A 24,620-nucleotide genomic window follows, 5' to 3' on the forward strand; every position below is an offset into this window, starting at 1 on the left:
AAGCTGCTGGGCTTTAGCCCATGCGGAGTGTCACATGGTAGAACAGGCGCTAGAAAAATGGGTGCGGATATGGATTTATCTCGGCCTCTGTTAGAGGTTGACTCTGATAGCCCAACGTATATGGGATTTGCTGCAAGCGCTCGAACCCGGTAACGCGGCGATTAGACTGCCCAAAGGTCATGGGAAGCATCCCAGGCATGAGCACTTTCACACAGTGTAGGCCACAAGCACTGTGTTCTGGCGCGGTCTGGTCGACGACCATAATATCAATACCACGCTTGAGATAGTAGCTAGTGAGTGCTTCCAGGTCTTCGCGCAAATCCAGACACTCTGACGGTTGCGCATAAAAATCACGAAATCCCTCCTGGAAAGTTTGCCGGCGTGGCGTGTGATAGAGAAAGTCTAGCCGCTCAAAGGCCTCCGGGAGGTAGTATACCAGTGGGTGCTGATCCATGTTACGCACCAGGTTCGAATCCGCGAGCAGCTTCAGGGCCTCGGCTCTGTTATGTTGATTCAACCGGCGCGGAAAAGCCAGGAACATGGCAAACTCGCGCAGTGCTTTCAACACGGCTTGCTCAGGATGAGGGTGTGAACCAGCCGCGACAAAGGCCTTTGGCATCTCGTATCGATTTTGTTCATCAACGCATAACAAGCAGACGCAGGGAACCGCGTGATCCAGGGTGATATTAAAAGCGCGGATTGTATACCCTGAATGATACTCAAGGTGTTCAATAAGCAAACGAATCGTAGGATCATCAAGCGAGCGCAGATCCAGGCGCGGCACCTGGAGCCGAGCATACCACGTGAGTAAGAAAGCATCGCGCTCAGCTACTTCGAGCATGCCATGGAAGATCGCCTCTTCCTGGCAATTCCCAAGCGCACAACCATTGGATATTTCGAAGGCAAAAACTGGATTGTCTTTGCTTGCGGGAACACTATAATAGGCGCAGTGTTCTGGGATGAGGAGTGGAGCTTGCCTCTGGAAGGAATACCCCCACACCCAGCGGCATAACAGATCATGATGATATGGGATCAATTGACGACAGGCGTGACTCTGCCTGTGCTGCTCGTATTGTTCCGAAGTATGCAGTCCCAGGATAGTGGGATCAAGCACCGGTTGCCCGTCTCGGACGAGCTGGTTATAGCTCGCTTGCACTGTGGTGCGTTTCCCTCTGGGACGCGAGCCAGCATAACGCTCAATGGCCTCCAGCACAGAGACCACCTTACTTTGTTCGGGACGCAGCGTACAGCCAGTACCAGTCATTGTCTCCCCAGCCGAGAAGAGATGCGATGAGGCTGTCGGCAAAAGATTTGCATTCTCTACGACAAGCGTAGAGATCAGCCCCGTCTGCGGTTCAACGTACGTTGAGAGGATCTGCTCGGGGGTGGCTACTGGCTGACTGATACGGTAGGAAAACACATCCGCTTTAGGCCGCGATTGAAGTTCAATGACTGCCTGATCAGCTTCATCTCTGGGAAGCTGTCCACAGTCAGGGCAGGCAGGAAATGGAAGGAACGCGTGACTGCAGCACTCTAGCGTTGCCAGAGAGAGAGTGAACAGAGCACTCTCCGTCTGGAGCTGGCCTGATCGCTGCAAATACATGGCAACCTCCCTGCTGGCAAGCGCTGCCAATGCCTCCAGACTGAAGGATGAGAGCCAGGGCTGTGAGGCGACTGGTTCTCGCTCATGAGAGAGATACTGGTGCAGAAGCTCACGATCACCCTCAAAGGACGCGGCCCCTAATTTACGTAGCTCGGCACAGCTTACGCATCCCTGCTTGCGGGGAACAACACAGGGTCCAAGCACACCTTCATCAAATTGCGTGTACACAGGAAGCAGCGCTACATCAGCTTGCAGACAACGCCGATTGAGCGCCCGAAGTATTCTAGGCGCCCAGGTATTGCTGCAATACACAATGATGCTACACGCTGCCAATTGCTGGGAAGAACTCTCTGTCGTCAAAGGCATGATTTGATATGTGTTCTCAAGATGACGTTTCACCTGCTGGTGGATGAGTCCCTGCCCAATAAGCCCAATCGAGTAGTTCTGCTTCTCGCTCATGAGATTATCTCCCCTCCTGCGACACTTTTCCGCTTAAAAGCACACGCACAATATATGGCAATATCTGGGTCAGGGTCGAATCATGATCCAAGGGCACGACAAACGCTTGTAAACCATTCTTCTGCAATTGCTGTAATAACCACTCATTCCTGGCTGGCCATGCACCTGGCAATGCGTAATCTGGCACAAGCACCTGGTCACCGCGCAGATTGACCGCAAAATCGGGGACAGGACTTAGCGCGTATGCAGGCTGTTGAAAGTAGGTGGCCTGATACTGCTGCAATGCCCGTTCCAGTCCCCTGTTCAAGGCCAGAGCGCTATCGCAATGTGTGCTGTATGCAACGGCCTTCTCACCGGCACACACAGCAAAGGTTGGAACACCTAACGGGCCAGTGATATCGTAAGCGGTGATCTGCTCACCTGCTGCTTTGAGCTGGCGATAGAGGTAGGCTCCTGCTGGAGTTGAGCATGCCCTCTCAAGATCAATCTGGGGATATGGCTGCTGTGCGGTCTTCAATCGGGCAACAGTGAGGTAGCAACACCAATCCAACAGTGCCTGGCAGATCGCTTCCTCCCAGGTCATTCCGGACCCAATCCCTCGCTCATGCTCGCAGGAAGAAGAGAAAACAGAGATCGCTGGCACAAGCGCGACCTGTTGCGTCTGCAAATTCAGCGCCCAGGTCCACATCTCACTTTCTGAAGAGGACGCTTTTAGAGCAAGCAATTGCTCGGATGCTATGGTAGGCAAAGCCGCTTGTTGTACCGCTTCAAAAGAAAGCAATCGTCGTTGGTCCACACAATTGGCCGCATAGCGCTCACAGGCTTTTTGCGCTACACGCGTTCTCGCGCCTCTTGTATCAATGCTTGCAGCAATAACGCTGAGGGTTTCCGGGTGATCTTCCCTGGATAGGGGATGGGACACATTGACCTTATACACCGCGAGAGGCAGCCTCACAAAGTGACTGTTCTCAACCGCTGTAAAGAGTCCCATGCGCGCATCAACACAATGAGCAAATTTTTCCAGGAAGTGGTCCGGGTCAACTGGCTCTTGATGCTGCACGCTATGCATCTGCTCCAGGAACTGCGATGCGGTTTGGGCAGTAGTATGTCGACAGGCCTGACAATGAGGGTGCGGCAGAAAGGTGTGGCTCTCGCTCAGGAATGTTTGGGTGTGAAGTGCGCTTATCTTTCCGCCAGTTTCTGGAGAGCCAGCTTGCGTAAAATGCCGAAATACGTCAAAGAGCAGTCGATTGGCAAGTATGCTGGATCCCTGCGCGACGGCAGGTTGGCTACTAGAGGGCGGTGGCAGATCGCGAAATTCATAGTGTGCAGGCTGGTCTGCATCAGCCAGATTAGCTTGCAGGCGTCGCCATGCGCATTCCCAACAGGCATCAGTCTCTGGACATACCAGCGGGCCAATCCAGGCATGATCATCAACCGTGATGGCCTGGAGCAGCGTTTTCCCCTCCTCAATGCACAACCTGTTTAAGAGCTGCGCGCGTGCTAGCATGGGGCTTTGTGCAATGTGAAGAATGGCATCATAAGCCTGGATAGTATGGCGCACCTCCGTCTCGTTAGCCCATGAGAAAGGATCGATCACATGCACATCTTCTGCCGAAGCATCACGCACAAACAAATTTAGCATCTCCTGGCGGAAATGCTCTTCCTCTGACGTTGTGATTACGCTGATGTTCTTTATGCCACATTGGCGGCTTGCCTGGATGAGCGAAACGCAGGCAAGTCCATCACCGACAAGCAGAAAATGCTTATCACGAAACGCTTCAAAACGGTGGGCGGCTGACGTTTGAAACGACTCAATGAAAGCAATGTTGGAGGCGTAGCTTTCTTGCTCTAGCAGGGGAAGCGTATGCGGTTGATCCTGGCTGCTATCAGTAAGAAAATGATGGGCGAACAATTTCTCGATCAGATTCGTCACCATTCGTTTTCTATCTGCATCCAGACCTTCTGTTATCTCTCCAAGCGTCACCTTGCTATCGAGATGGGGAATGAGTTGTTGTAAGAGCAGATATAAGCTTTTTCCTTTCAGAATGAGGCGGTTATTGTTTCCACGTAAATAGACGCCATCGGGCAGAGGGACACAGTAAGTATCTGCCTTCCAGGTTGGCTGCATATTTCGCATTGGCATAGATTTCATTCCCCTTTGTGGGTGTCCTTGTTCAGGATCGTTAAGATCCTGAACAAGGACTGAAAAGCATCCCATTTCTAGAGAGAAAGTTATCTCAACAATGCTCTGCTACCTGATATATACAGAGCCAGCTAACTTTCCCTGTTGTGGGCAGGCAAGCTTAGCCCCAGCCTCCACAGCTTCCGCAACTCCAACCTCCGCAGCTGCCACAACTCCAGCCACAGCTGCCACAGCTGCCACAGCTGCCACAACTCCAGCCACAGCTGCCACAGCTGCCACAACTCCAGCCACAGCTGCCACAGCTTCCGCAACTTCCACCCCAGTCATGGTCGTGGCCGTGGCAACTTCCACCCCAGCAACTTCCACCCCAGCAGCTTCCACCCCCACCACCCCAGCTTCCACCCCTATCCCACCAACTTCCACCACCACCACCCCAACCACCACAACTTCCACAACTTCCACCCCAACCACCACAACTTCCACCCCAACCTCCCTGAATACGACCAATTCCAGGAACCTCAACCTCTTCCAGATTTTCATCTGTCAGATCTACAAAATCCACAAGCTGTTCGGAAAGCTTTTTCTCACTCGCCAGACTGTTGTTATTAGTCGGTTTCATAGTTTGTTTTCCTTCCTGCTTGGAGCTTGTAAGTGCCCGTTAGTTCGCTCAAAGGTTCCCTGCGGAAAGCTTTCTCTCTCGCGCCTAACTATCGTTATTAGTTGGTTTCATAGTTTGTTTTCCTTCCTACTTGGAGTTTGTAAGTACCTGTTAGTTCGCTCAAAGGTTCCCTGCGCTAAGTTCCGCGACTAGGCATCCATAAGTCGCTTACAAGAAAAGTATGGTTATACCTACCAAATCGATCGATTCGCATTTATTTTTAGATTCACAAAGGGGGGTTACGCCAGCAAACGTGTTCTAATACTTCAAAATCAGCTCTCGAATCGCGAAATTGTTGTCGTAACGCGCCTCCCTGGCGATCCAGTCAGGCAGCAGATGCTGGGAGAGGAGGAGCTGAATGGCTCGCTGGCAGCAAGAGGTACATAGTATGCCATGCAAAGGCATGAGTATTCATGGTACAATAGAAGATGCGACAGTTCCAGGTTAGCTTATGCCATTTTTTAGGTGGCAACGAAAGGGAAAATAGCGACATCTTTTGTACTGTTGTTTCCTATACATTTCGTAGAACGCTCGTATAACTTCTTAGCAAGCATGTTGTGGATGGGGAAGGTAGGGTGCGTGTGGATCCGAAAACCAACAGTCAATTGTATGCCTCTGGAGTACAAGCAGCAGGGAAGCACCAATCGATGGAACTAGTACCAACTATGCAACTAGAGCCGATCCTGGAGCATCTCTCCAGTGGGGTCGCACTGCTTGATGCCCATACCCTGAATATTCGCTATGCCAATTCCTACCTGCGTACGCTGATGAGCGAGCCATGGAGCAGCTATCAGGAGGTGCGTGGACGACATATACGCGAGATTCTCCCCGCGGAAGTCTTTGCGGCGGCCCTACCACGTCTGCAAGAGGTCGCCAATACCCATCACGCTCTGCGCTACACCGAGGTCCCTTATGAGGGCTTGCTAGAGACGCGTGGACGGACCTACTGGCAGGTGGGTTTAGAGTATGTGCACGTGTCCTATGATGGGCAGGAGGCGCTGCCAATGCTCCTGATCACGCTCGAGGATGTGACGGAGCAGGTACGCTCTCGCCTGCATTTGAACGCGATTCATAGTATCTCGGCGGTCATCGCCGGTCCCACGGGCCTCCCCCAGGTGCTCGATGGCATCCTGCAAGCCTTGAACGAGATGATCGGCGCCAAGCGCTGCGCGATCCTGCTCACCGAGCAGGCCACGACAGAGGAAGAGCGCAGCCAGGCCCAAACGCCTGAAGCGCAAGCCCGGCCTTTACGCTTTATACGCATCGCCGCCCGCAAGGGCATCCACCCCATGTCCTATGAGTGGAGTCCCGAGGAGAGTCAGCACACCCTGCTGGCCCAGGTAACCGCGAGCCGTCACGCCCTGATCATCCCCAATACCAGTACCCAGCCCGAGCTGGAGCTGCCGTTGATCGATGATCATGGCACGCCTTGCCGCCCTGGTTCCGCCCTGTGTGTGCCCATTCATGTTCCCTACGAGGGTGATACCGTCGCACCGGCTCAGCCTGCTACAACACCTGATATGCGCAGCATCCTGGGCACCATTGAGGTCTACCATAAGCGAGCCCGGGGCTTCCCCGCTGAGGAGGTCCAGCTCCTGGAGCGCTTCGCGCAACAGGCCGGGCTGGCCATTCATAACGCGCGCCTCTTCCGTGGTATCGAGAACTGGGCCAGGACCGCGAACCGCCAGGCACACCAGCAGCAGAATATGATGCGCGCGATTCCCGATGGTATCGTCATCTTTGACCCCCGCTGGCGCGTGGCCGATGCCAATCCCGCGGCCTGTCAGCTCTTTGGCTGGGGCGAGGAGATCCAGGGCCTCTCTATCCAGGAACTGGTGGCACGCAGCGTGCCACTGCTGCCACACGAAGTCACGGCCAGCCTGGACTTTATTGCCGTCCTGGAGGAGCGCGCGCTCAACCGCGTCATCGATGAGATGAAGCTCATCAGTCCTGGTGGGGAGAGCTACACCCTGCGCTGCTCCTATACGCCTATTCGTGATGACTCGGGCGATATCTTCGCCTTTATCATTGTCTACCACGACATCAGCGAAGAGGCTGCGGCCATGGAGCGCATCGAGGCCGAAGTCATTAAACGGACCGCTGAACTGGCCCAGCGCAACACAGCCCTTCAGCAAACCAAGGCCCACCAGGAGCTTACCAATGCCCGCCTACAACTCCTGCTCACCCGCATGCCCTCAGGCGTGCTCCTCGTCAATGCCCCGGACACGCACATCAATCTCATCAATCAGCGTGGCATCCAGCTCTTACAAAAGATGGGCCTGTCCCTGGAGCCTCTTGATGATCCAGACCAGGCAGCTCAGAACGCCATTGGCCTCTGCTACGACACCTTGCTACGTAGCGTCACCATGTATAACTCAACCGGGCAAGTGGTGCCGTATGAAGAACAGCCTATGTACCTGGCACTACACAAAGGGCAGGCCAGCGAGGCCGAGTTGAATATGACGCGTGAAGATGGCTCGATCACGTGTATGCTCGTCAATGCGGCGCCAATGCTCTCACCAGAGGGGGCCATCACCAGCGCCGTTGTTGTAATGCACGATATTAGCCGGACCAAGGCCCTGGAGCGTGCACGCGAAGATCTCTTCAATACCATGGCCCATGAATTGAAGACGCCTCTAGCAAACATTCGAGCCCATCTGAGCGCACTCCTGACACCCGATCTCAAGCTCACCCAGGAGGAACAATCAGGCTATCTGCAAACCTCAGACGAGCAAGTAGAGCGCCTGGTAGGTATGGTCAACCATTTTCTGGATGCCTCACGGGTGGAGGCAGGAGCGTTGCGGCTTGACCAGGAGCCAATCATCATCCCAGAGCTTTTTGAAGACCTGCAAGAACGCCTGGAGGCCCTGATCCTGGGTTCCAGCCGCCAGTTACAGATCACGGTCCCCCCAGAGGTACCAGCAGTAGAAGGCGATTATGAGCTGATTATGAGTGTACTCACAAACCTGTTGAGTAATGCCTTTAATTACGCCCCGGATGGCGATATAATTCAGCTAGAGGCGGAAATTGTCAGGGGTGGGAAGCAGCGAGGCGCGACAGGGGTCACCCTACGCGTCACCGATCACGGTCCGGGTATGAGCGAGGAGCTACAGAGAGCCATTTTCAAGCGCTTTAACACCTTCGCTGCAATGCGCAATCGTTCCCAGGAGCAGCCTCCCCCAACACGCAAACGTGGCGCCGCGCGCTGGAGTCCTGGCACGGGCTTAGGGCTCTACATCAGCCGGGGCATCATCGAGGCCCATGGCAGCAAGCTGACACTCCGCACCAGCCCGGGTCAGGGAGCCAGCTTCGCGTTTACGCTTCCGCTCTACGTGACACAGCCAGCAGGGAAACATTAGAGGTGACCCGACGCTGCTCATGGAGTTTGACAAAATAATGTGGAAAGAACCCTAATAAATTCAATCGATCTGCAATGCAAGCGATAGGTGTTTTTTTCGGTAGGGACCAGCTTTAGCGCGTCCGAAGGCGATTCATCGCACTTCGGCGCTAGCCAAAAACGCTTCTGTTTCGCCATCGTAGGGTGGACGCGTTTCCCAGACAAAGAACGGCTTGCGCCGCACTGCCATAAATGGCATTCGGACGCGCTAAAGCTGGTCCCTACCAAGGTTATACCGATCTGGGAAGGGACAGCACAACATGGCAGCCAGCGAAAAAAAGACGCGTATACTCTGTATTGAAGATGATGCCCAGATGCGTACCTTTCTGACTGCGCAGCTCAAGGCACGTGGTTTTCAAACGCAAGCCGTACGCGATGGAGCACAAGCCATCGATGTAGCCGCCATCTTCCAGCCCCAGCTCGTGTTGCTCGATCTGTCGCTACCTTCCCTGGATGGTCTGACCTTTCTGCGACGATTGCGCGAATGGAGCAAGGCGCCCGTGATCGTCCTCTCGGCCCATGATGAGGAGCCAATCAAGATCAAGGCGCTGGACATGGGCGCCGACGACTATCTCACCAAGCCATTTAGCTTAAACGAGCTACTGGCGCGCATACGCGTCGCGCTCAGGCGGAGCGAGGAGACGGACCGACTGCGCAACAATGCCGTAGCAGAGCAGCAGCGTCCAGGGTATAGCTATGGTGGACAGAATGGACTCCAGGTCAACTTTGCCCGCAGACAGGTCATCGCCAATGGACAGGAGGTACATCTCACCCCAACTGAGTATGACCTGCTCTGCGAGCTTACACGCCATCCCGGTAAGGTACTCACACACCGCGAACTGCTACAGCGCGTGTGGGGATCAGACTATAGCGGAGAGAACACCTACCTGCGTACCTTCATCCGTCACCTGCGCCGAAAGTTGGAGCCAGATCCAGCCAATCCACGCTTCCTGCACAATGAACTGGGGGTAGGCTACTATGTGCCTGCGCCCGATGCCGAAAGCAACCTGGAAACAGAGGCCCAGGGTACCCCCTCACAGCCGTAAACCAAGATCAGGCGCAACCGCATACATTTCAATATTTTTTCACACCATTTTCACAGAACGCGCCTGATCTTTACGTCTTTCTCACTCCTTTTCGGGTACACTATAAAAACGGAGGCAGAAGAACTCGCGCCTCCGCGTCGCGCCAGTCGACGCACCGCCTAGCGGTACATCATCACCTCAGCGGGATGCAAGTGATATGCACAACATACAAGCGGCGAGTGATCAAACTGGTCGTGACGACCATGTGAGCTTGTCAAAAGGAGCACAGGCACTGCAACAAGTATTGGCCCAACCGACAAAAGAAGTACTGGCAATGCAAAAGCCTCTCAAGCATCTCTTAGTGGTTGAGGACGATCTTGATCTTGCGAGCCTCGAAGCGAATTTCCTGGCAACTCATGGCTTTACTGTTATCACCGTACACAATGGAGAGGATGCCATAGCTTTCTTGCAGGGCAGTCTCCCTGATATGGTCGTACTCGACATCGAACTGGCTGGCAGCTTAGACGGCTGGCAGGTGTTACACTTCCTGCGACACCGCGCCAACGTCCCGGTTTTGCTGACGACAAGCGCGATTGTGGGGGTACGCAAACAGTTACGAGACCATGCAGAAAGCCGAGCGACGCTCGACCACCTGGCAAAACCGTACACCATGCCTTCACTCCTCAAACAGGTGCAGCGCATGCTGATGGTCGCACCCAATTCGTAAGCCATTGATTCTCACTAAGGAGGTTCATATGGATCGCAAGGAAGATCGAGATATCCTGCGCAAGGGTGGTTTCGCTGAGAATGAAGTAGTAGAGTTGAGTAAACTGCGTGCCTTCCACGCGGAGAAAGAGAAGCAACAGGCCGCAGCTACGAAGCGTCGTCTGGAGTTTATTCGCTGGCTCGTCGTCACTGGGAAGTTGAGCGATCAGATCGCTTGATGAGGAAATATACCAGTGCTTTCGCCTGGAACAGATACACAACCGGTTTCTAGAAAGCTAGATAGACAAGCTTCGAGCAGAAAGCTTAGAAATGGCTTAGAAACCGGTTGTTTTGGTTATTGATAAAAAAACACCACAAAAACATAATAAAGAAACCATGGATGCCGCAAGAAATTTCTGCATGTGCCAGCATCCATGGTCCCGAACGAATCAGCACGAGTCCGGGTCTTTTTCCCATACCTCACCTACTTCTAGCCAGCACCTATGAGTGCTGCAGGTGAGGAGTAGGCGCCACCAAGCCATTGAGCAAAGCCAGGAGCGAGTCCTCAGGCTCCTGCTCTGACGAGCGTAGCGCCTTCATCGCCTCTTCGATGTCCTCATCCGAGAGATACTGAGGCAGAGGCAAACGCGAGACAGTATTTAGAATATTCTCAATAACCCCCACTGGGGGCTCCATCTGCCCAAGCTGGCTAAAGAGCCTGTCAACCTCATCATCCGCCATGAAATCATCAGCGTTCTCGACATTATTTACAATATCTGCATTGAAAAAATCTTTATCAAATGATTGCTTGTCCATATCTGCTCCCTCTTTGTTCGTATGTATTGCTTCTAAGCATATCACGAACAACATAAGAAAGAAGTTTCAGATTTCCAAGCATTCTTATCTAATTTTAAAAAATCCCTTTGTGAGCTTAGATAGTAGCCTTCAATGTCTGCCACTGGAGCGCAAGTGCCTGGCGCAGCAATGGGCGTGCACGCTGGAAGTAGGTCTTCGCGGTCGCCTCAGGCATTTTCAAGGTACGGCCAATCTCTGAGAAGCTCAACTGACCAGCATAACGCAGTAAGACAACCGAACGAAACTTGGGAGGGAGATTATCGATAGCCTGGCGCAAAGCGCGCTGCAAATCATTATGTTCAGCAGTCTCATCAGGCAGTGGGCTATTGTCGGGCATGATATCCAGCGGAGAAAGATCATCATCGTCACTGGAAGACTCCAACTCGGAGAAGTGAATCGCACGCTTGCGACGCAGCTCATCGAGACAGCGATTACGCGCGACCTGGAATAACCATGCCTTCAAAGGCTCGCCAGTGCGCAGCTTTGGCATGGAAATATATAGCTGCAAGAATACTTGCTGAAGAATATCGTTTGCCAGGTCATAGTCGCCAAGGCAATGGCAGATAAAGTTAAACAGCGCCACGTTATAGCGGCTGACCAGCATTTCAAAACCAGTCTGATCGCCAGCCATTGTGCGCTGGACGAGCATACCATCGGTAATTTGAGCGGCTTCATTCTTCGCCTGGGATTTAGAGCGTTCACGTACTTGCATTCTTGTTCCAACCTCACTTTCTCTTTGTCCCCTATAGAGTAGCCTCTTCAGGTTGGGAATTCAAGTATTTGGGGGGGTTATAAACTCTGCTATAAACGACTTTAAGCGTAAACTAACAACATTAAGACCACATAAGCTTAAGCTTAGAGAGATTTTAATCGATTCCTAATCTTCCTCTAATCGTTCTTTAAGCGATCTCTAAGCTTTCCCAGGGGCGGGGTGAGGTTGGAACTGCAAGATAACTACATATAGTACGAAGCGCCAATCCCAAAGAGATACAAATCGTTAACTATTGCGAGACTTCGGATGTGCTAAGACAGCCAAATAACACATCTTAGAACATTTAGCTACACCGTTACACAGAGACGTTTATTCGCAAGCAGGGAGGATAGAAAAAGGCCCCTTCAGCGGTGTGAAGAGGCCTCTGCCCAAGCAATTCTTAAGCATTGCTAGCTGGGCTTAAGCTTTGTGCTGTGTTTTCTGAAAAAGTTAAATGCGTGCGAGGTTGGGAGAGCTTAGTAAACGGCTCAGGAACTGGTTCGCGGTGCGCTTGTCCACTCGCTTGCCGATGCGCGCCAGCAGGACGTTGCTTGGCTCCATGCTGACATTGGGTTCGGTGGTGGGATACTCGATAAAGCCTTGCGAGCCGAAGAGGCGCGAGATCAGCTCGCGATAGCGATAGACAGAAATGCCCAGGCTCTCCGTATCCCAGTGCCAGGAGAGGCCAATGGCGAAGAGAATCATATCTTCAAGGGCGTCTAGTTCCAGAGCAAAAGCCAGCATATTGCGCGCAATACCCGCGCCGCGCCAATCAGAACTGACTTCAATCGCGACCTCGTAGAGATTCTCAATGCCCTCCCACCATTCATCGGCGGGGGCAATGGTCACCTGACCTACAATGGCTCCAAGGGGAGTATGAGCCAGGGTTAGCGCGCAATCGGGACTACGCGCAATATCGAGCAGTAATTGATGCTCACGCTCGGGCAGACGCGCAAAGGTACGCAAGCCGGGGTCGGGCCGCAAACGCTCCACCAGCGAGACCGGACAGAAGTCACGCAAGAGTAAAGGGCCCCTAAGGGTCTCCAACGAGCGACTACGCGAGGGCGAGGTCGTGGAATCTCGCTTGAGATGGAGGAGGTCGAAGAGGCCCGCCAGGGGCGAGCGATGGCGTCCAGCAGGGAAGGCCTGGCGCACCGAGGGGGGAATCACCAGGTGACGCACCAGGGCCGCCGTGTGGCGATTGGTGCTGCTGATCGACATCCGGCGTGGCTGGGCGGGAAAATGCTCCACGCTGTCCATAAAGGTGAGCGGAAAGTCGTGTGGCATGGAGGATTTCCCCATTACCGACTGCGCCGCCTCGTCATCCTCCCTGATCGCGAGCCAGATAGGACGCCAACGCTCAACCCACGGCTCGGGCAACATCTCTGGCAGCTCCTGCCCCGTCATCTCGGCCCAAACCATGCTCCAAGCACGCGGAACCACGCGATAGAGCGCATAGCCACCACCACCGACGGCCACCCAGCGCCCCTGGCTATATGCATCTGCCAGGCGGCGAGCCATCTTGGTCTGGGCACGAATGCCACGCATCGTCAGGCTCAGGTGTGTCAGCGGGTCCCAGGCATGGGTATCACAACCATGTTGCGTCACAATCACATCAGGCGAGAACGAGGCTACCAGCGGCAAGAGTAGCGATTCCATCATCTCAATATAGGAGTCGTCCTCGGTGAAGGGTTCCAGCGGCACATTGACCGCGAAGCCACGCCCACTGCCACTCCCGGTCTCCAGGACATCTCCAGTCCCTGGAAAGAGATAGCGCCCCGTCTCATGCAGCGAAATCGTCATCACGCGAGGGTCATCATAGAAGGCGCGCTGTACACCATCGCCATGATGGGCATCAAAATCGATGTAGAGCACCTTGGCCTCGCTGGCCTGCAAGACGTGCGCAATGGCAACCGCCACGTCATTATAGACACAAAAGCCTGAGGCCCGGTCCTGCCAGGCGTGATGCAGGCCCCCCGAGGGATGAAAGACGCGCAGGGGGCGCTCCTGCTCCGGCAAGCGCTCTCCCTCTGGCAGGCCCATCACCGTCGATAGCGCAACCAGCGTTCCCCCAGCAATGCGCGCGGCAACCTCGTGCATCCCTGGCAAGGCGGGTGTGTCATCGCCGCCAAAGCCGAAGCGCAGCTCCAGGCGCTGACGCTCCTCACGCTGGCTCGCGTTGCTCTCGTCCCCCAGCGGCTGGCTCAGGCGTTGCACGGCCTGGATATACTCAGGCTCATGCACCAGGCTCAATTCTTCATAAGTAGCCTGGCGCAGGGGCAAACAGGTATGCTCGTCCTTGGGATCCCAGAGACCAGAGCACTCCAGCAGATCCATCAAGGCACTTAAGCGTGCCGGCTGCAAGGGATGCTGAGGGCCAAAATTGTAACGTAACTCCTCTGTATCGAAGAGTAAGCGAGCCAGAGTGGAGTTGTTGTCTGCCTGCGTGCTGGTCGATGGCGTGATCTCATTCGGCATGAATCGTGTCCCCTTCAGCTGGCGAAGCACCAAATACATATTGAATACCCTCCTGCTGCAAACGCATCAGCAGGGGAGCTGGATTAATTGTACCCAGGCGCACAACGGCAAGGGAGGGCACTCCACCTTCGGAGGGGGCCGCGAGCACGCTGCGAATATGCACATGCATCTGCGAGGCAATATCCAGGAAACGCGCCAGGGGCGTAATATCCCCCAGCGGCAGCGTCAAAGTCAACTGCATTCCTGGCTCAAAGGCTCCCATGGCACGCGAGAGAGCCACCAGGAGATCGCTACGCGTTACCAGGCCTACCAGGACCGCCTTACTCTCACCATCCAGCTGCTCATAGGAGACCACGGGCAGATAGTTCAAGTTTCGCTCGACCAGGATCTGCGCAGCAGAGGGGACGCTCGTGGTTGGCGTCACGCGAATCAAGGCGCGATGCATTACCTCCACGACGCGGCGCTCAAGCCAGGAGCGTTGCAGCGCGCTACTGGAGGCTTCCTGGCGCGCGAGGGCCGCTTGTATATCGATATCGTGAGAGGTCAGCATGCCTTCAAGCAAGAGCAGCGTCTTATGCTTCTTCTTGCTCTTTGACTCTGGGTCGGCCACATGACGTACACGCGCTACGGGCAGATGGTGGAAGCCATGTTGGCGCAACAAATTGACAGCATGGGCAAGCGTAGCATCTGGAGCGACTGTCGTTAGATTGGTAGACATAATATCGCGAACGATCATTTATTTCCTCCCTACGCGCCAGAGCGGAGGCGACGCAGTCTCTCCTTAGTCGGAGAGAGGCAACAGTACAGAGACGCAACCAAATAGAGAAAAGCGACCTCCGGTGGAAACAGTTTGTATCATAGCATATTAACCAGCCACTCTTCACAACTTCTTCGTGTACCCACCGTAAATATGCGTAGAGAAAGAACATCACACTTTATCACGCCAGGCTACATACGCAGCCATCTACACGCGTCTATCCTGAAGATAGAGATGCAAATTTTTAAAGAGATGAGGAATAGCCGATGGCCGAAAATACTGAACATACAACGCCACGTCCTATACAAGCATCCGATGATCCAACAATTCCAGGAGGGCAAACACGCAACGTGGAACAAGAGCACTCCATTTCAGGCGAGCCCAACGTCGACGAGGTTGCCATCCATCCCCTGGGCGATAGCACCGTTCCCGAACGCCCAGCAAACGAGAACGCAGCATCTGCCACCAGGGATGATGTGACAGCAGCAGCAAGCACGATAGAGAATCCAACAGAACCTACAACCGATGTCGACCTACCACTAGAACTAGAGGAGAAACAAGCCCAGCCGGGAACAGCCACTATTCCACCTACGATCCCCCCGGAGGAGGATCGCGAGGGCGAGGAGACCGTGTCACCCACACTGCGCGCTTCCGAAGAGACCCCGGCAACGGTGAGCGTTCCCGTTGAAGCCTTTACACCTGCCCCCAAAGAGCAGCCGGCCCCCACGACGCCAGCCCTTCCCTTTATGAGTATTGAGGACCTGGCGCAATTACGTGTAGTGGGGGAGCCACAGATCTCACCCGATGGCAAACGCATCGCGTTTAGTATGCTCCAATGCGATACGGAGACCAATAGCACGAGCAGCGCCATCTGGATCGTAGAGAGCAGAGGTGGCAAGACCCAGTCTCCCTGGCAGGTCAGCAGTGGCACACAGCATGATTACGCGCCTCGCTGGTCGCCCGATGGACGCTATCTCTCCTTCTTAAGCGATAGAGAGGGCACACCACAGATCTATCTCCTCCCCTTGCGGGGCGGCGAGGCCCGCCAGCTGAGTAATCTTCCCCTGGGTGTCTCCGAGTATAGCTGGCGACCCGATGGCGCGATACTTCTCGCCCATAGCGCCTGGAAGGCTGCTGACGAGCAAGGATCGGGACAAGGAGAAGAGACCTCCTATGTCGTGATGCGCCTGGCCAGCCATTGGGATGGTTCAGGCTATAAGCATGGTCGACATGAACAGCTCTGGCTGCTGGGGCTGGACGGCACGGCGACCCGCCTCACCTCCGAACCAGTCGATCTCACCCAGGCTTGCTGGTCGCCTGATGGCAGCGAGATCGTCTTTAGCGCCAATCGCCGGGCGGATCCCGATCTGAGCGTGAGCGCGGCTCTCTGGGTGCTGACCCTGGCTACGGGACAACTGCGCCGTTTGACGCCTGAGGAAGAACTGGCTCAGATGCCTTCCTGGTCACCTGATGGCAGGTCTATTGCCTACTTGCGCTCACCCGACCAGACAGAGGCGAGCAATATCTCCCCCTGGATCGTCGCAGCCAATGGGCAGGAGACGCCACGTCCCGCCGCCACTGGAGCCGAAGACATCAACTCTCAGATGTGGATTATCGATGAGCTACGCACCGACTACCTCGTAGCGCCTCAGTGGTCTCCGGATGGGCAATGGCTCCTGGTTCCAGGACAAACACATGGACAGATTCATCTCTACCGCATTAACCCCACAAAGAATACGATTGAACAGCTCACGCGCGGTAATGGACGCTACCTCTCGCCCCAACTCTCACGCGACGGGCAGACCATCGCCCTGGTGCGTGCGGACTGGTTTACCCCCGGCGACGTCTGGGGCATGGACGGGAATGGCGAAAATTTACGCAAGCTCACCAGCGTCAACGACACACTGCTACGTCAGCGCCAGTTACTTCGTCCGAAAAAGGTGACCTGGAAAGGGGGCGATGGCACGACGGAGATCGAGGGCTGGCTCTACCTACCAACGCTTGAACAGGGGAGACGTGTGCCACTCATCCTGGCACCACATGGTGGTCCCTCCCTGGCCTGGGGAGATAGCTATGTCCATGAATTTCAGGTCCTGGCGGGGCGCGGCTATGCCGTCCTGGCCCCCAATCCGCGAGGCAGCGCTGGCTATGGCGAAGATTTTTGTCGCGCCGTCCTCAACGATTGGGGAGGCGCCGACTTCGCGGACCTCATGGCGGGGATTGATGCCATGATTGCGAACGAACCCATTGATGGTGAGCGCCTGGGTATCGGCGGCATCAGCTATGGCGGCTATATGACAAACTGGGCCATTACGCAAACTGGGCGTTTTAAGGCTGCAGTCAGCCGCAACGGCATCAGCGATATTACACACGCCGGCATGCTCTCGGATCAGACACTCTGGTTCAACCTCTCGCTCACAAGCCCAGAGGTACAGCGCGAGCGCTCGCCACTGACCTATGTCGAGCGTATCACGACACCGCTCTTGCTCTTACATGCCGAGAACGACCTGCGTTGTCCCACCAGCGAATCGATCCAGATGTTTGTGCAGTTGCGCAAGCGCAAGCAGATGGTGCAACTGGTGCGCTATCCCAACACCGGTCATCTGATGGATTGGCCAGCCGTGGGTACACCCAGGCTGCGACTAGATCGCCTGCGCCGCACCATCGCCTGGTTCGAGCATTTTTTGTAGGGTAAAAGTAGGAGAAACATAAAACGCCCGGCAGCCTCTGGCTGCCGGGCGTTTTATGTTTCTCTACTACTAATTAACTGGCGGTAAAGAGTTGGACGACGTAGAAGATGGCCGCTAGCGCCAGGAATATACCAAAGGCGGCTGTAATAATGCGCGAGACCCGGTGCGTGCGACGCAACATATGGGCCGGTGGCTGAAAACTATACAGAGCCACCCTGGCCGAGACAATAAAGATACCTACCAGGAAGACAAAGTCCAGGACGCGTATAGGAAAGGCGCCATTAAAGACCGCGAAGGTGATCACCACCGCGCCAAACATCAGAATAGCACCCAGGATTTCAAGAATGGCCAGCCCCATAAAGCGCGGCTCATCAAAGGCCGCGCCCAACAGCCTGGGAGAGATGCGCAAGATGAGTACTAAACCACCAATATATGCAATAATACTGAGCAAAGACAGAATTACTAATTGCATGCGAACGTATCCCCGAAATTTTTTAGCCCAAGAAAACTTTTATCCCCAGGAGAACACGCGAGCATCTTTCTCTAAGAGACGCGCGTTCTTTTCGCCAGGAGCAAACAAGTAGACGTCAGAGGGCGCCATACCTTCGACGGCCTCACTGCTCTGTAGCGCGAAGGCCTGCCCATCGCTGCGCCAGGAGACAGCTCCTGAGACGAAAGGCGCATACGCCTGGGTATCTTGCGGGTGATCGAGGGATACCAGGTAAGGCCCCTGACCAGTAATATGATGCCGCTCAGAGGCCACAACAGCGTTACCTTGAGGACTCCAACGCAGCAACGCATTCTGGGCCAGAAAAGTCGCAGGCGCTTGCAAAAATACCTTTTGCGTGGCGCTTCCATCAACTGGCACAATATCGAGCGAGCTGGCCTCCTGACCCGGCGTTCCGTTCTCAATCTTCTGCACAACGAGCTTCGTCCCATCGGGCGAGATATCCCAACCAGGCTGAGTTAGCGCACTGCTTTGTCCTCCAGCACACCAGGTCTCCTTGCCTAATTCCACGACCTGCTGGCGCGGCGCGCCTGGGTCATTGACCGACAGACGATAAATCGCCAGGCGGCTATCTTGCTGCCCAGGCTGTTCTACCGTCTCATAATAGAGCTGTCCCTGGCGATAGCGCAATGAGAGCAGCATCGATTGCCCCTGCTGAGCATTGATAGGCGAGGTTGCGCCAAGCTGCTCGCTCGAAGCGACCTTAATCAGGCTATGCGTCTGCAAATCATAGCGGTAGAGGCCTGCATCATTGCTTGTTTTTCCTGTAACGCCATTGTACCATGCCAGGAGATGTTGCGCATCCTCCCAGAAGGCGTACTGCCAGGAATCGCTACGAGGTTTTCCCTCCGCTCTGGCATCTGTCGCGACCTGGGGCAGGGTGATGGACGTCAATTGCTGGGTACTGGTATCAAGCACATACAGGCTACTTGTAGCAGTATAGTCTGGCTCGGGGCAGCCACCACCACCAACTCCCGCGGGCAGAGCATTAAAGAGATAAGAAAGGTGTTTATGGTCAGGCGACCAGGCAGGAGACTGCCAGAACACCTCCGGCGCCTGCGAGAAGTCGAAATGGGTTACCTGAGTCGCATTTTCGCTATTGAGCGCCATCCAGAGCTGATTCTGACGCACAAAGGTATAGAAGCCAACCTTTGAGCCAGCAGAAGCCGCCTGTAGCGTGGGGGTGGGCGAAACAAGCACGGCCGGAGTACCATTGCCAGTATCGGGGATACCTGAAGGCACAGAGCCACTCTTTGGGCTACAGGCGGCTAGAAGCAACACCAGGCCCACAGCCAAAATAAGCATCGTCAGAGAGAGAGATCGCCGCATAGCAAATAACCTCAATATCTACATTTAGAGAGTTCAGCGGTTGGAGCTCATAACAATAAACACATCGATACAAACTATATCAGAGTATGCCACTATATCGCAGCCTATCTATGCAGAGACATAGCCCAAAGAGGCTATAGGCAGCCCCTCTCTCATCCTTTTCAAGCCAGGCGACATATGGTACAGTTTGAAGGCAAAAAAAGAACAGCATAGTGAGCAGGAGCAAGAGCAGATGGCCGAACTGGTATGGAAAAAGAAACAGCAGCAAATGGGTGGCACGGAGGGGAGCAATTTAGCGGCCTCACGCCCGCCCATTGAGTTGATTACCATGGAAGAAACATCAGAAGTCAATAATGAGCCTGGATGGTCTAACCGGCTCATCTGGGGTGATAACCAGGATATCTTGCCAGCTCTCCTCCCACTCTTTCGTGACCAGGTCAATCTCATCTACATTGACCCACCCTTTATGACCGGGCGCACCTTTGGTCGCAAAGAGCAACTGGCCTATAGCGATACCTGGAACAATGACATCGATGCCTACTTGCAATGGCTCTATCCCATTCTCCAGACCCTCCATCAACTCCTTGCCCCAACTGGCAGCATGTACCTTCATCTCGACTGGCGCACCAGCCATTACGTTAAAGTAATGCTGGATGAAATTTTTGGCTTCAACGTTCAGGGCAATGGGGGAGGCTTTAAAAATGAGATCATCTGGCACTACCAGAGCGGGGGACAGACCAGGCGCTACTATACGCGCAAACATGACACCATCCTGTTCTACACCAAGTCTGGGAACTATTGCTTCCATAAAGAGCGCATCGGTGAACGACGTGGAGCGCAGAAACGCAATCATATGCGCCAGGTCGTGGGGCCAAATGGACAGATTAGCTGGACAATCAAGTCAGCGGGAAAGCTCTATACCTATAGCGAAGATACGCTCATTCCTCCCAGCGATGTCTGGAGCGATATCAGCCATCTGCACCAGCGCGATCCCGAGCGTACAGGCTACGCCACGCAGAAGCCCACCGCGCTCCTGGAACGCATTCTCCTGGCTTCATCCGAGGATGACGACCTGGTCATGGACTGCTTCTGTGGCAGTGGGGTCACGCCAATCGTGGCGGAACACCTGAAACGGAGATGGATTGCCTGCGACAAGAGTGAGCTGGCCATTACCACCACCAGCCAGCGACTCCAGCAACACACGCTGCACTACCCCTATAAAAGGCTATATACGCTACAAGCAAAAGAGAGCAACTTCGGCTAAAATCTTCAATGGCTTGATACTACATAGAGAGAGGCTAATCCTGGTCGTATGCTATAATGAGCATACATAGGCAGTTTCTATGTACGTAGTCAGAAATTGGAATAACAAAAATAGCCATGCTTGAATTGCTAGAGCAACTTTTTCGCCAGGTGCGACACTACTCGCAAACCGAACGCTTTGACCGGGATAGAGCCAGAGTCTATCACCAATCCTCAAAGCACACAACCATGCAATTCGATCGGGACGCGGAAGATATTATTATCGAAGGTCTGATCCAGAGTGGGCATGGCTTTGAAATCGTCACGGAAGAACGCGAAACCCTTTCCACCAGCGACAACGTCCAGTATCGGATCATTATTGATCCCATTGACGGCTCTACCAACGTGGCGCGCGGCATTATGATCGCAGCCGTAGCCATGGCAGTCCTCCCTATTGACGCCCCAGTTGTGCCCGAGCACGTCCAATGGGCACTTGTGGGAGATCTCTTTAATGGGAGCGTCTACCAGGCTGAGCGTGGAAAGGGAGCGTTCCGCAATGGCCTGCGCTGCCAGACCAGTCATGCTACCAGTCTTAAACATAGCCTGGTGGGTTTAAACCTGGATAAGCGCGATGAACGCGTGGTACGCAATCTTCTGACAAAGCCGCCTACGACCAGTCAGATTCGCCGTACGGGAAGCACAGCCATTGATTGCGTCTATGTCGCCAGCGGCACATACGACGCCTATATAGATGTGGGAGATGTCGTCACGGGGGAATCATTCCTTGCCTCCGCCAGCATCGTGTTAGAGGCAGGGGGAGTTGTCAGCGATCATCAGGGAAACCCTTTGCGTCCAATCCAGAACCTGACCGAGGGCTATTCACTGGTCGTCGCCGGAACAAAAGAGTTACATGAGGCCATTCTCACAAAATTATTGTGAAGTGGTTCATTGTTCTTCCCCGCAGGATAAAGGTACGCTTGTATATATAGAGATGTGTCAGATACGCTCCCATTGACGAATATTCATATATATACATATGTTTCTATGCGAGAGCCAGATAGGCTGGCTAGAGAGATAGAGGGGGCCATGTACAATAGAGAACGCCATCATCAAGACAAGAGATCCAGGCGGCTCACCAGGCTACTTCCAGGTGTGATCGTTCTTGGCCTACTCTTTTTGAGCGCGTGTAGCAGCCTGCCCAACTCCGCGAATCAGACCACGGGGACGAGCGTTTCCACGCCAACGGTTGATACCTCGCTCAAGAATCAAGGCGATACCAAGCTGCAAACCTTTCAACAATGGATCACCCTGATGAAGCAATCGGGTGGCGATACCACCACATATGACCAACAATTTAGTGCATCAAAGCAGGCACTCGACAGTGCCAAATCGGCGTCTGCTTACCAGACTGCCCTGAATACCCTTAACGGCCAGATTGCCTCCATTCAGCTCAACGCGCTCAAAGCCGAGAGTAAGAATCTGCAACAGAACCTGGCCAAACAAGTCAGTGACTGGGGCAACGGGCATAGCTATCATGACACCTACGACAACACAAGCTACCCACTGGGCTTTGAATATGGCTCCAAGGGTATTGGTGGGTGGATTCAAGATGACCTGGACGCTGCGAAGAACGTTGCTGACTACCAGCAGGCCATCGAGAATGAGCAGATGTACCTGTACAATTTTCAGGAAATGAAAAAAGCCAGCGCCGACAAAACACCCTACAATCAGGTCCACCAGAGCGACATGGACATGCTCAAACATTATAACAAGATGGACAGCAAAGTCGTGGTTGTCTCACTGAGTGAAGAGGCTATGCGCCTCTACGACCATGGGAAGCTGGTCAAGGCCTTCCTGGTCACGACCGGGCGTCCCAATAAGCCAACCCCGCCAGGAACCTGGTGGGTAGAGGGCAAAAAAGCGCCGACCGTTTTTAAATCGGGGGTCAAACCAGGAAATCCCGACTACTATCCTGATACACCCATCAACTACGCAATGCAGTACCATAGCGAAGGCTACTTCATCCACGATAGCTGGTGGCGTGTCAACTATGGCCCGGGAACGAACTTCCCCCACGCCGACGATAGCGGTGACTCCTTCTCCTCGCAAGGCTCCCACGGCTGCGTCAACCTCTCCAAGGAGAACGCCAGCCAGGTCTATGACTTCGTCCAGTTATATACCGGCGTCTTCATCTACTAACCTACCAATATACAAGTAAAGAGAAGCGCCCTGGCAGCCTGAAGGCTGCCAGGGCGCTTCTCTGTAAGAGGCATTCCCTGCAAGGGAGGGATATACACTGCGCATATCTACTCGCGTGGAGTAAGCACGGCGCTAAAGGTCTGCCACATTCCGACAAACATTGCACGGGGCATACGCTGGAAGTTTGAGGGGGCAGAGTCAGCAATATAGACATTCTGACTATCGCCACCGCGAATGACAAAGAAGTGGCCACCTGGAAAATAGAAGGAATCGCGCACGCTGACAATGACTGGAGAACCGCTATTTGCGCTATCAATGACCTGTTGCAGGGTGCGCGTCCGACCGGCACTGGCATTAAAGCCATAGCTATCAGCAGTCATCGCGATTCCCTCTTCGCGCAAAAGGCCAAGATTGACGTCCCACACCCCCAGTTTTAGCTCCTGCGTCAACACATCAGAGGCGATAAGATGGCGCCCGTAAGCATTCATCACCATCTCTAAGGCAATCCCTGAACAGGAAGAGTAGCTCCAGACCTGGAGCTGATACAGGTTGGCATACTGATGAGGGTCAGCCGAATCGACTCGCACCAGGAGCGAGCTAGCACTGGTAGGCATACCATGGCTCGTGGGTTCATACGCTTTATCGCCATTGGCGGAGGTATTAAACAGGCCCAGGCTCAGACCCTGCGAGAAGCTCTTGACGCTTCCGCCGGCGATCCCGGTCTGCACGAAGAGTGTCAACACAAAGAGCACAAGCACGCCCAGCGAAACCAGTGAGCGACGATGCTGATACCAGGACGACGGTCTCGAAACAGGCATGAGCGCGCCTGTAGGCTTCTCAACGGAGACAATCTGCCCATCATGCAGGTGTAAAATAGCGGTCACGTGGCGATCCAGGGGGTGAGCCGGGAGGCGATTTTGCGCGGCAAACATCTGCTTATTACGTTGATGGTCACGCCAGGCACTCACGGCAACAAAAGCAACAATAGACAGCATAACGACAGTCAGAAATGATGTGATGGCAGCAGCCGACATATACAAAAACCCCATTAATATTGTAAGAATCTCTGGAGCGCAAGAATCCTTGCTTGCGCATGGAAAGATGCGCCGTTACGCTTTCCCTGAATCTTTACATTCATAATTAGCCATCCATAAGTATAGCCCAGGTACTCGCCACACAACTAACCCATCCCCCAAAACGGCCATATGATGGGAGTCTTTCCCATATTCAGAGAAACAGCAAGTCCTTCTCTTGAGGAAAGAACGCAACGATAGCAACTTTTCGTATTGTCGGTGGAGGAATACGCCTTAGATTGCCATGCCCTTCATATCATAGATTTCTATATTTGCACCCATCGTATGTCTGTAAATGACCACCTGCTGAATGGTATGGTGCAAGGGCAGGACCAGAAACTCCGCGTTATCATTGGTCCCATGGGGGCGTACACTCAAGGAGCCATATTTGGGGAGGGAGAGCAAGAGCGTCTCATCGGCATCGATAACGCCAAGCTGGTGAAATTTGTGGTAGATCACCCAGGAGATGGCAGTCCTGTTCGCCAGGAGCAACTGTTCACCGTCGCTATGGAGATGGAGACCAATACGAGGAAGCGCAAAAGGTATCCAGCCGCCAGAGCGGCGCAGAGGTTGTGTCTGGGTCTCAGGAGGAGAGGCCTCAACGGGATCAAGAATTGTCTGCAATTTCATCGGAAGCGCACCCGGACCTTTCGCAAAAGCAAGCGTGTTAAAGAGCAAAATACTCGAATAATACCAAAACACAACATTACCAGCCAGGATGCGAGAGTACAAGGCGAAATCGACA

Annotated in this window: 19 protein-coding genes; 8 read left to right on the forward strand and 11 right to left on the reverse strand. The window is 54.1% G+C overall.

Features of this window, described 5'->3' with window-relative positions:
• Nucleotides 1–49: 49 nt before the first annotated feature.
• The 3 genes from KTE_RS03820 to KTE_RS03830 form a co-directional block, all read right to left on the reverse strand.
• Nucleotides 50–2,062: a TOMM precursor leader peptide-binding protein gene (locus KTE_RS03820; protein WP_201378717.1), complete on the reverse strand. Its 2,013-nt coding sequence runs from the start codon at nt 2,060–2,062 to the stop codon at nt 50–52.
• Between the two features lie 4 nt (nt 2,063–2,066).
• The gene (locus KTE_RS03825; RefSeq protein WP_201378725.1) at nt 2,067–4,208 is read right to left on the reverse strand and encodes a TOMM precursor leader peptide-binding protein; all 2,142 of its coding nucleotides are present in this window, start codon (nt 4,206–4,208) and stop codon (nt 2,067–2,069) included.
• A gap of 108 nt (nt 4,209–4,316) precedes the next feature.
• Nucleotides 4,317–4,748, reverse strand: a complete 432-nt coding sequence (locus KTE_RS03830; protein WP_201378726.1) for a hypothetical protein — start codon at nt 4,746–4,748, stop codon at nt 4,317–4,319.
• Between the two features lie 765 nt (nt 4,749–5,513).
• On the opposite strand from KTE_RS03830, the gene KTE_RS03835 reads away from it, so the two are divergent.
• From KTE_RS03835 to KTE_RS03850, 4 genes are all read left to right on the forward strand, one after another.
• Nucleotides 5,514–8,225: a PAS domain-containing protein gene (locus KTE_RS03835; RefSeq protein ID WP_201378727.1), complete on the forward strand. Its 2,712-nt coding sequence runs from the start codon at nt 5,514–5,516 to the stop codon at nt 8,223–8,225.
• A gap of 298 nt (nt 8,226–8,523) precedes the next feature.
• On the forward strand, nt 8,524–9,309 hold the full coding sequence (locus tag KTE_RS03840; RefSeq protein WP_201378728.1) for a response regulator: 786 nt from the start codon (nt 8,524–8,526) through the stop codon (nt 9,307–9,309).
• Between the two features lie 196 nt (nt 9,310–9,505).
• Complete coding sequence (locus tag KTE_RS03845) at nt 9,506–10,015, forward strand: response regulator transcription factor (protein WP_201378729.1); 510 nt, start codon at nt 9,506–9,508, stop codon at nt 10,013–10,015.
• A 28-nt stretch (nt 10,016–10,043) separates the two neighbouring features.
• Nucleotides 10,044–10,232, forward strand: coding sequence for a hypothetical protein (locus KTE_RS03850; RefSeq protein WP_007904785.1), 189 nt, complete (start codon nt 10,044–10,046; stop codon nt 10,230–10,232).
• Nucleotides 10,233–10,494: 262 nt separating this feature from the next.
• On the opposite strand, the gene KTE_RS03855 is transcribed toward KTE_RS03850, so the two are convergent.
• The 4 genes from KTE_RS03855 to KTE_RS03870 form a co-directional block, all read right to left on the reverse strand.
• Nucleotides 10,495–10,809 (reverse strand): hypothetical protein, encoded by a 315-nt coding sequence (locus tag KTE_RS03855; protein ID WP_201378730.1) that lies wholly within the window; start codon nt 10,807–10,809, stop codon nt 10,495–10,497.
• Between the two features lie 115 nt (nt 10,810–10,924).
• Nucleotides 10,925–11,560 (reverse strand): RNA polymerase sigma factor, encoded by a 636-nt coding sequence (locus KTE_RS03860; protein ID WP_201378732.1) that lies wholly within the window; start codon nt 11,558–11,560, stop codon nt 10,925–10,927.
• A gap of 489 nt (nt 11,561–12,049) precedes the next feature.
• The gene (locus tag KTE_RS03865) at nt 12,050–14,077 is read right to left on the reverse strand and encodes an acetoin utilization protein AcuC (protein ID WP_201378734.1); all 2,028 of its coding nucleotides are present in this window, start codon (nt 14,075–14,077) and stop codon (nt 12,050–12,052) included.
• On the reverse strand, nt 14,067–14,813 hold the full coding sequence (locus KTE_RS03870) for a CBS domain-containing protein (protein ID WP_201378743.1): 747 nt from the start codon (nt 14,811–14,813) through the stop codon (nt 14,067–14,069). The genes KTE_RS03865 and KTE_RS03870 overlap by 11 nt, the downstream gene beginning before the upstream one ends.
• Before the next feature lie 287 nt (nt 14,814–15,100).
• Here KTE_RS03870 and KTE_RS03875 point away from each other — a divergent pair, with 287 nt between their 5' ends.
• The gene (locus KTE_RS03875; protein ID WP_201378745.1) at nt 15,101–17,524 is read left to right on the forward strand and encodes a prolyl oligopeptidase family serine peptidase; all 2,424 of its coding nucleotides are present in this window, start codon (nt 15,101–15,103) and stop codon (nt 17,522–17,524) included.
• A 73-nt stretch (nt 17,525–17,597) separates the two neighbouring features.
• On the opposite strand, the gene KTE_RS03880 is transcribed toward KTE_RS03875, so the two are convergent.
• On the reverse strand, nt 17,598–17,996 hold the full coding sequence (locus KTE_RS03880; RefSeq protein WP_201378747.1) for a hypothetical protein: 399 nt from the start codon (nt 17,994–17,996) through the stop codon (nt 17,598–17,600).
• Nucleotides 17,997–18,035: 39 nt separating this feature from the next.
• Complete coding sequence (locus KTE_RS03885; protein ID WP_201378749.1) at nt 18,036–19,361, reverse strand: hypothetical protein; 1,326 nt, start codon at nt 19,359–19,361, stop codon at nt 18,036–18,038.
• Between the two features lie 187 nt (nt 19,362–19,548).
• Between KTE_RS03885 and KTE_RS03890 the strand changes: the two genes are divergently transcribed.
• The 3 genes from KTE_RS03890 (at nt 19,549) to KTE_RS03900 (ending at nt 22,802) form a co-directional block, all read left to right on the forward strand.
• Nucleotides 19,549–20,625, forward strand: a complete 1,077-nt coding sequence (locus tag KTE_RS03890; protein WP_201378751.1) for a DNA methyltransferase — start codon at nt 19,549–19,551, stop codon at nt 20,623–20,625.
• Between the two features lie 116 nt (nt 20,626–20,741).
• Entirely contained in the window at nt 20,742–21,542 is an 801-nt protein-coding gene (locus KTE_RS03895; protein ID WP_007904804.1) for an inositol monophosphatase family protein, read from the forward strand.
• Nucleotides 21,543–21,689: 147 nt separating this feature from the next.
• On the forward strand, nt 21,690–22,802 hold the full coding sequence (locus tag KTE_RS03900; RefSeq protein ID WP_201378754.1) for a L,D-transpeptidase: 1,113 nt from the start codon (nt 21,690–21,692) through the stop codon (nt 22,800–22,802).
• Nucleotides 22,803–22,909: 107 nt separating this feature from the next.
• Here the strand turns inward: KTE_RS03900 and KTE_RS03905 are convergent, their stop codons facing one another.
• Nucleotides 22,910–23,836, reverse strand: coding sequence for a C39 family peptidase (locus KTE_RS03905; protein WP_201378756.1), 927 nt, complete (start codon nt 23,834–23,836; stop codon nt 22,910–22,912).
• A gap of 273 nt (nt 23,837–24,109) precedes the next feature.
• Nucleotides 24,110–24,505, reverse strand: coding sequence for a hypothetical protein (locus KTE_RS03910; RefSeq protein ID WP_201378758.1), 396 nt, complete (start codon nt 24,503–24,505; stop codon nt 24,110–24,112).
• Nucleotides 24,506–24,620: the final 115 nt, after the last annotated feature.

The organism is Ktedonobacter sp. SOSP1-85 (assembly GCF_016587415.1).
Classification (GTDB): domain Bacteria; phylum Chloroflexota; class Ktedonobacteria; order Ktedonobacterales; family Ktedonobacteraceae; genus Ktedonobacter.

What these genes read in the sequence shown, in the direction of transcription:
- KTE_RS03820 (WP_201378717.1), bottom strand. Translation starts at nt 2,062, where the DNA reads ATGAGCGAGAAGCAGAACTACTCGATTGGGCTTATTGGGCAGGGACTC.
- KTE_RS03825 (WP_201378725.1), bottom strand. Translation starts at nt 4,208, where the DNA reads ATGCCAATGCGAAATATGCAGCCAACCTGGAAGGCAGATACTTACTGT.
- KTE_RS03830 (WP_201378726.1), bottom strand. Translation starts at nt 4,748, where the DNA reads ATGAAAATCTGGAAGAGGTTGAGGTTCCTGGAATTGGTCGTATTCAGG.
- KTE_RS03835 (WP_201378727.1), top strand. Translation starts at nt 5,514, where the DNA reads ATGGAACTAGTACCAACTATGCAACTAGAGCCGATCCTGGAGCATCTC.
- KTE_RS03840 (WP_201378728.1), top strand. Translation starts at nt 8,524, where the DNA reads ATGGCAGCCAGCGAAAAAAAGACGCGTATACTCTGTATTGAAGATGAT.
- KTE_RS03845 (WP_201378729.1), top strand. Translation starts at nt 9,506, where the DNA reads ATGCACAACATACAAGCGGCGAGTGATCAAACTGGTCGTGACGACCAT.
- KTE_RS03850 (WP_007904785.1), top strand. Translation starts at nt 10,044, where the DNA reads ATGGATCGCAAGGAAGATCGAGATATCCTGCGCAAGGGTGGTTTCGCT.
- KTE_RS03855 (WP_201378730.1), bottom strand. Translation starts at nt 10,809, where the DNA reads ATGGACAAGCAATCATTTGATAAAGATTTTTTCAATGCAGATATTGTA.
- KTE_RS03860 (WP_201378732.1), bottom strand. Translation starts at nt 11,560, where the DNA reads ATGCAAGTACGTGAACGCTCTAAATCCCAGGCGAAGAATGAAGCCGCT.
- KTE_RS03865 (WP_201378734.1), bottom strand. Translation starts at nt 14,077, where the DNA reads ATGCCGAATGAGATCACGCCATCGACCAGCACGCAGGCAGACAACAAC.
- KTE_RS03870 (WP_201378743.1), bottom strand. Translation starts at nt 14,813, where the DNA reads ATGATCGTTCGCGATATTATGTCTACCAATCTAACGACAGTCGCTCCA.
- KTE_RS03875 (WP_201378745.1), top strand. Translation starts at nt 15,101, where the DNA reads ATGGCCGAAAATACTGAACATACAACGCCACGTCCTATACAAGCATCC.
- KTE_RS03880 (WP_201378747.1), bottom strand. Translation starts at nt 17,996, where the DNA reads ATGCAATTAGTAATTCTGTCTTTGCTCAGTATTATTGCATATATTGGT.
- KTE_RS03885 (WP_201378749.1), bottom strand. Translation starts at nt 19,361, where the DNA reads ATGCGGCGATCTCTCTCTCTGACGATGCTTATTTTGGCTGTGGGCCTG.
- KTE_RS03895 (WP_007904804.1), top strand. Translation starts at nt 20,742, where the DNA reads ATGCTTGAATTGCTAGAGCAACTTTTTCGCCAGGTGCGACACTACTCG.
- KTE_RS03900 (WP_201378754.1), top strand. Translation starts at nt 21,690, where the DNA reads ATGTACAATAGAGAACGCCATCATCAAGACAAGAGATCCAGGCGGCTC.
- KTE_RS03905 (WP_201378756.1), bottom strand. Translation starts at nt 23,836, where the DNA reads ATGTCGGCTGCTGCCATCACATCATTTCTGACTGTCGTTATGCTGTCT.
- KTE_RS03910 (WP_201378758.1), bottom strand. Translation starts at nt 24,505, where the DNA reads ATGAAATTGCAGACAATTCTTGATCCCGTTGAGGCCTCTCCTCCTGAG.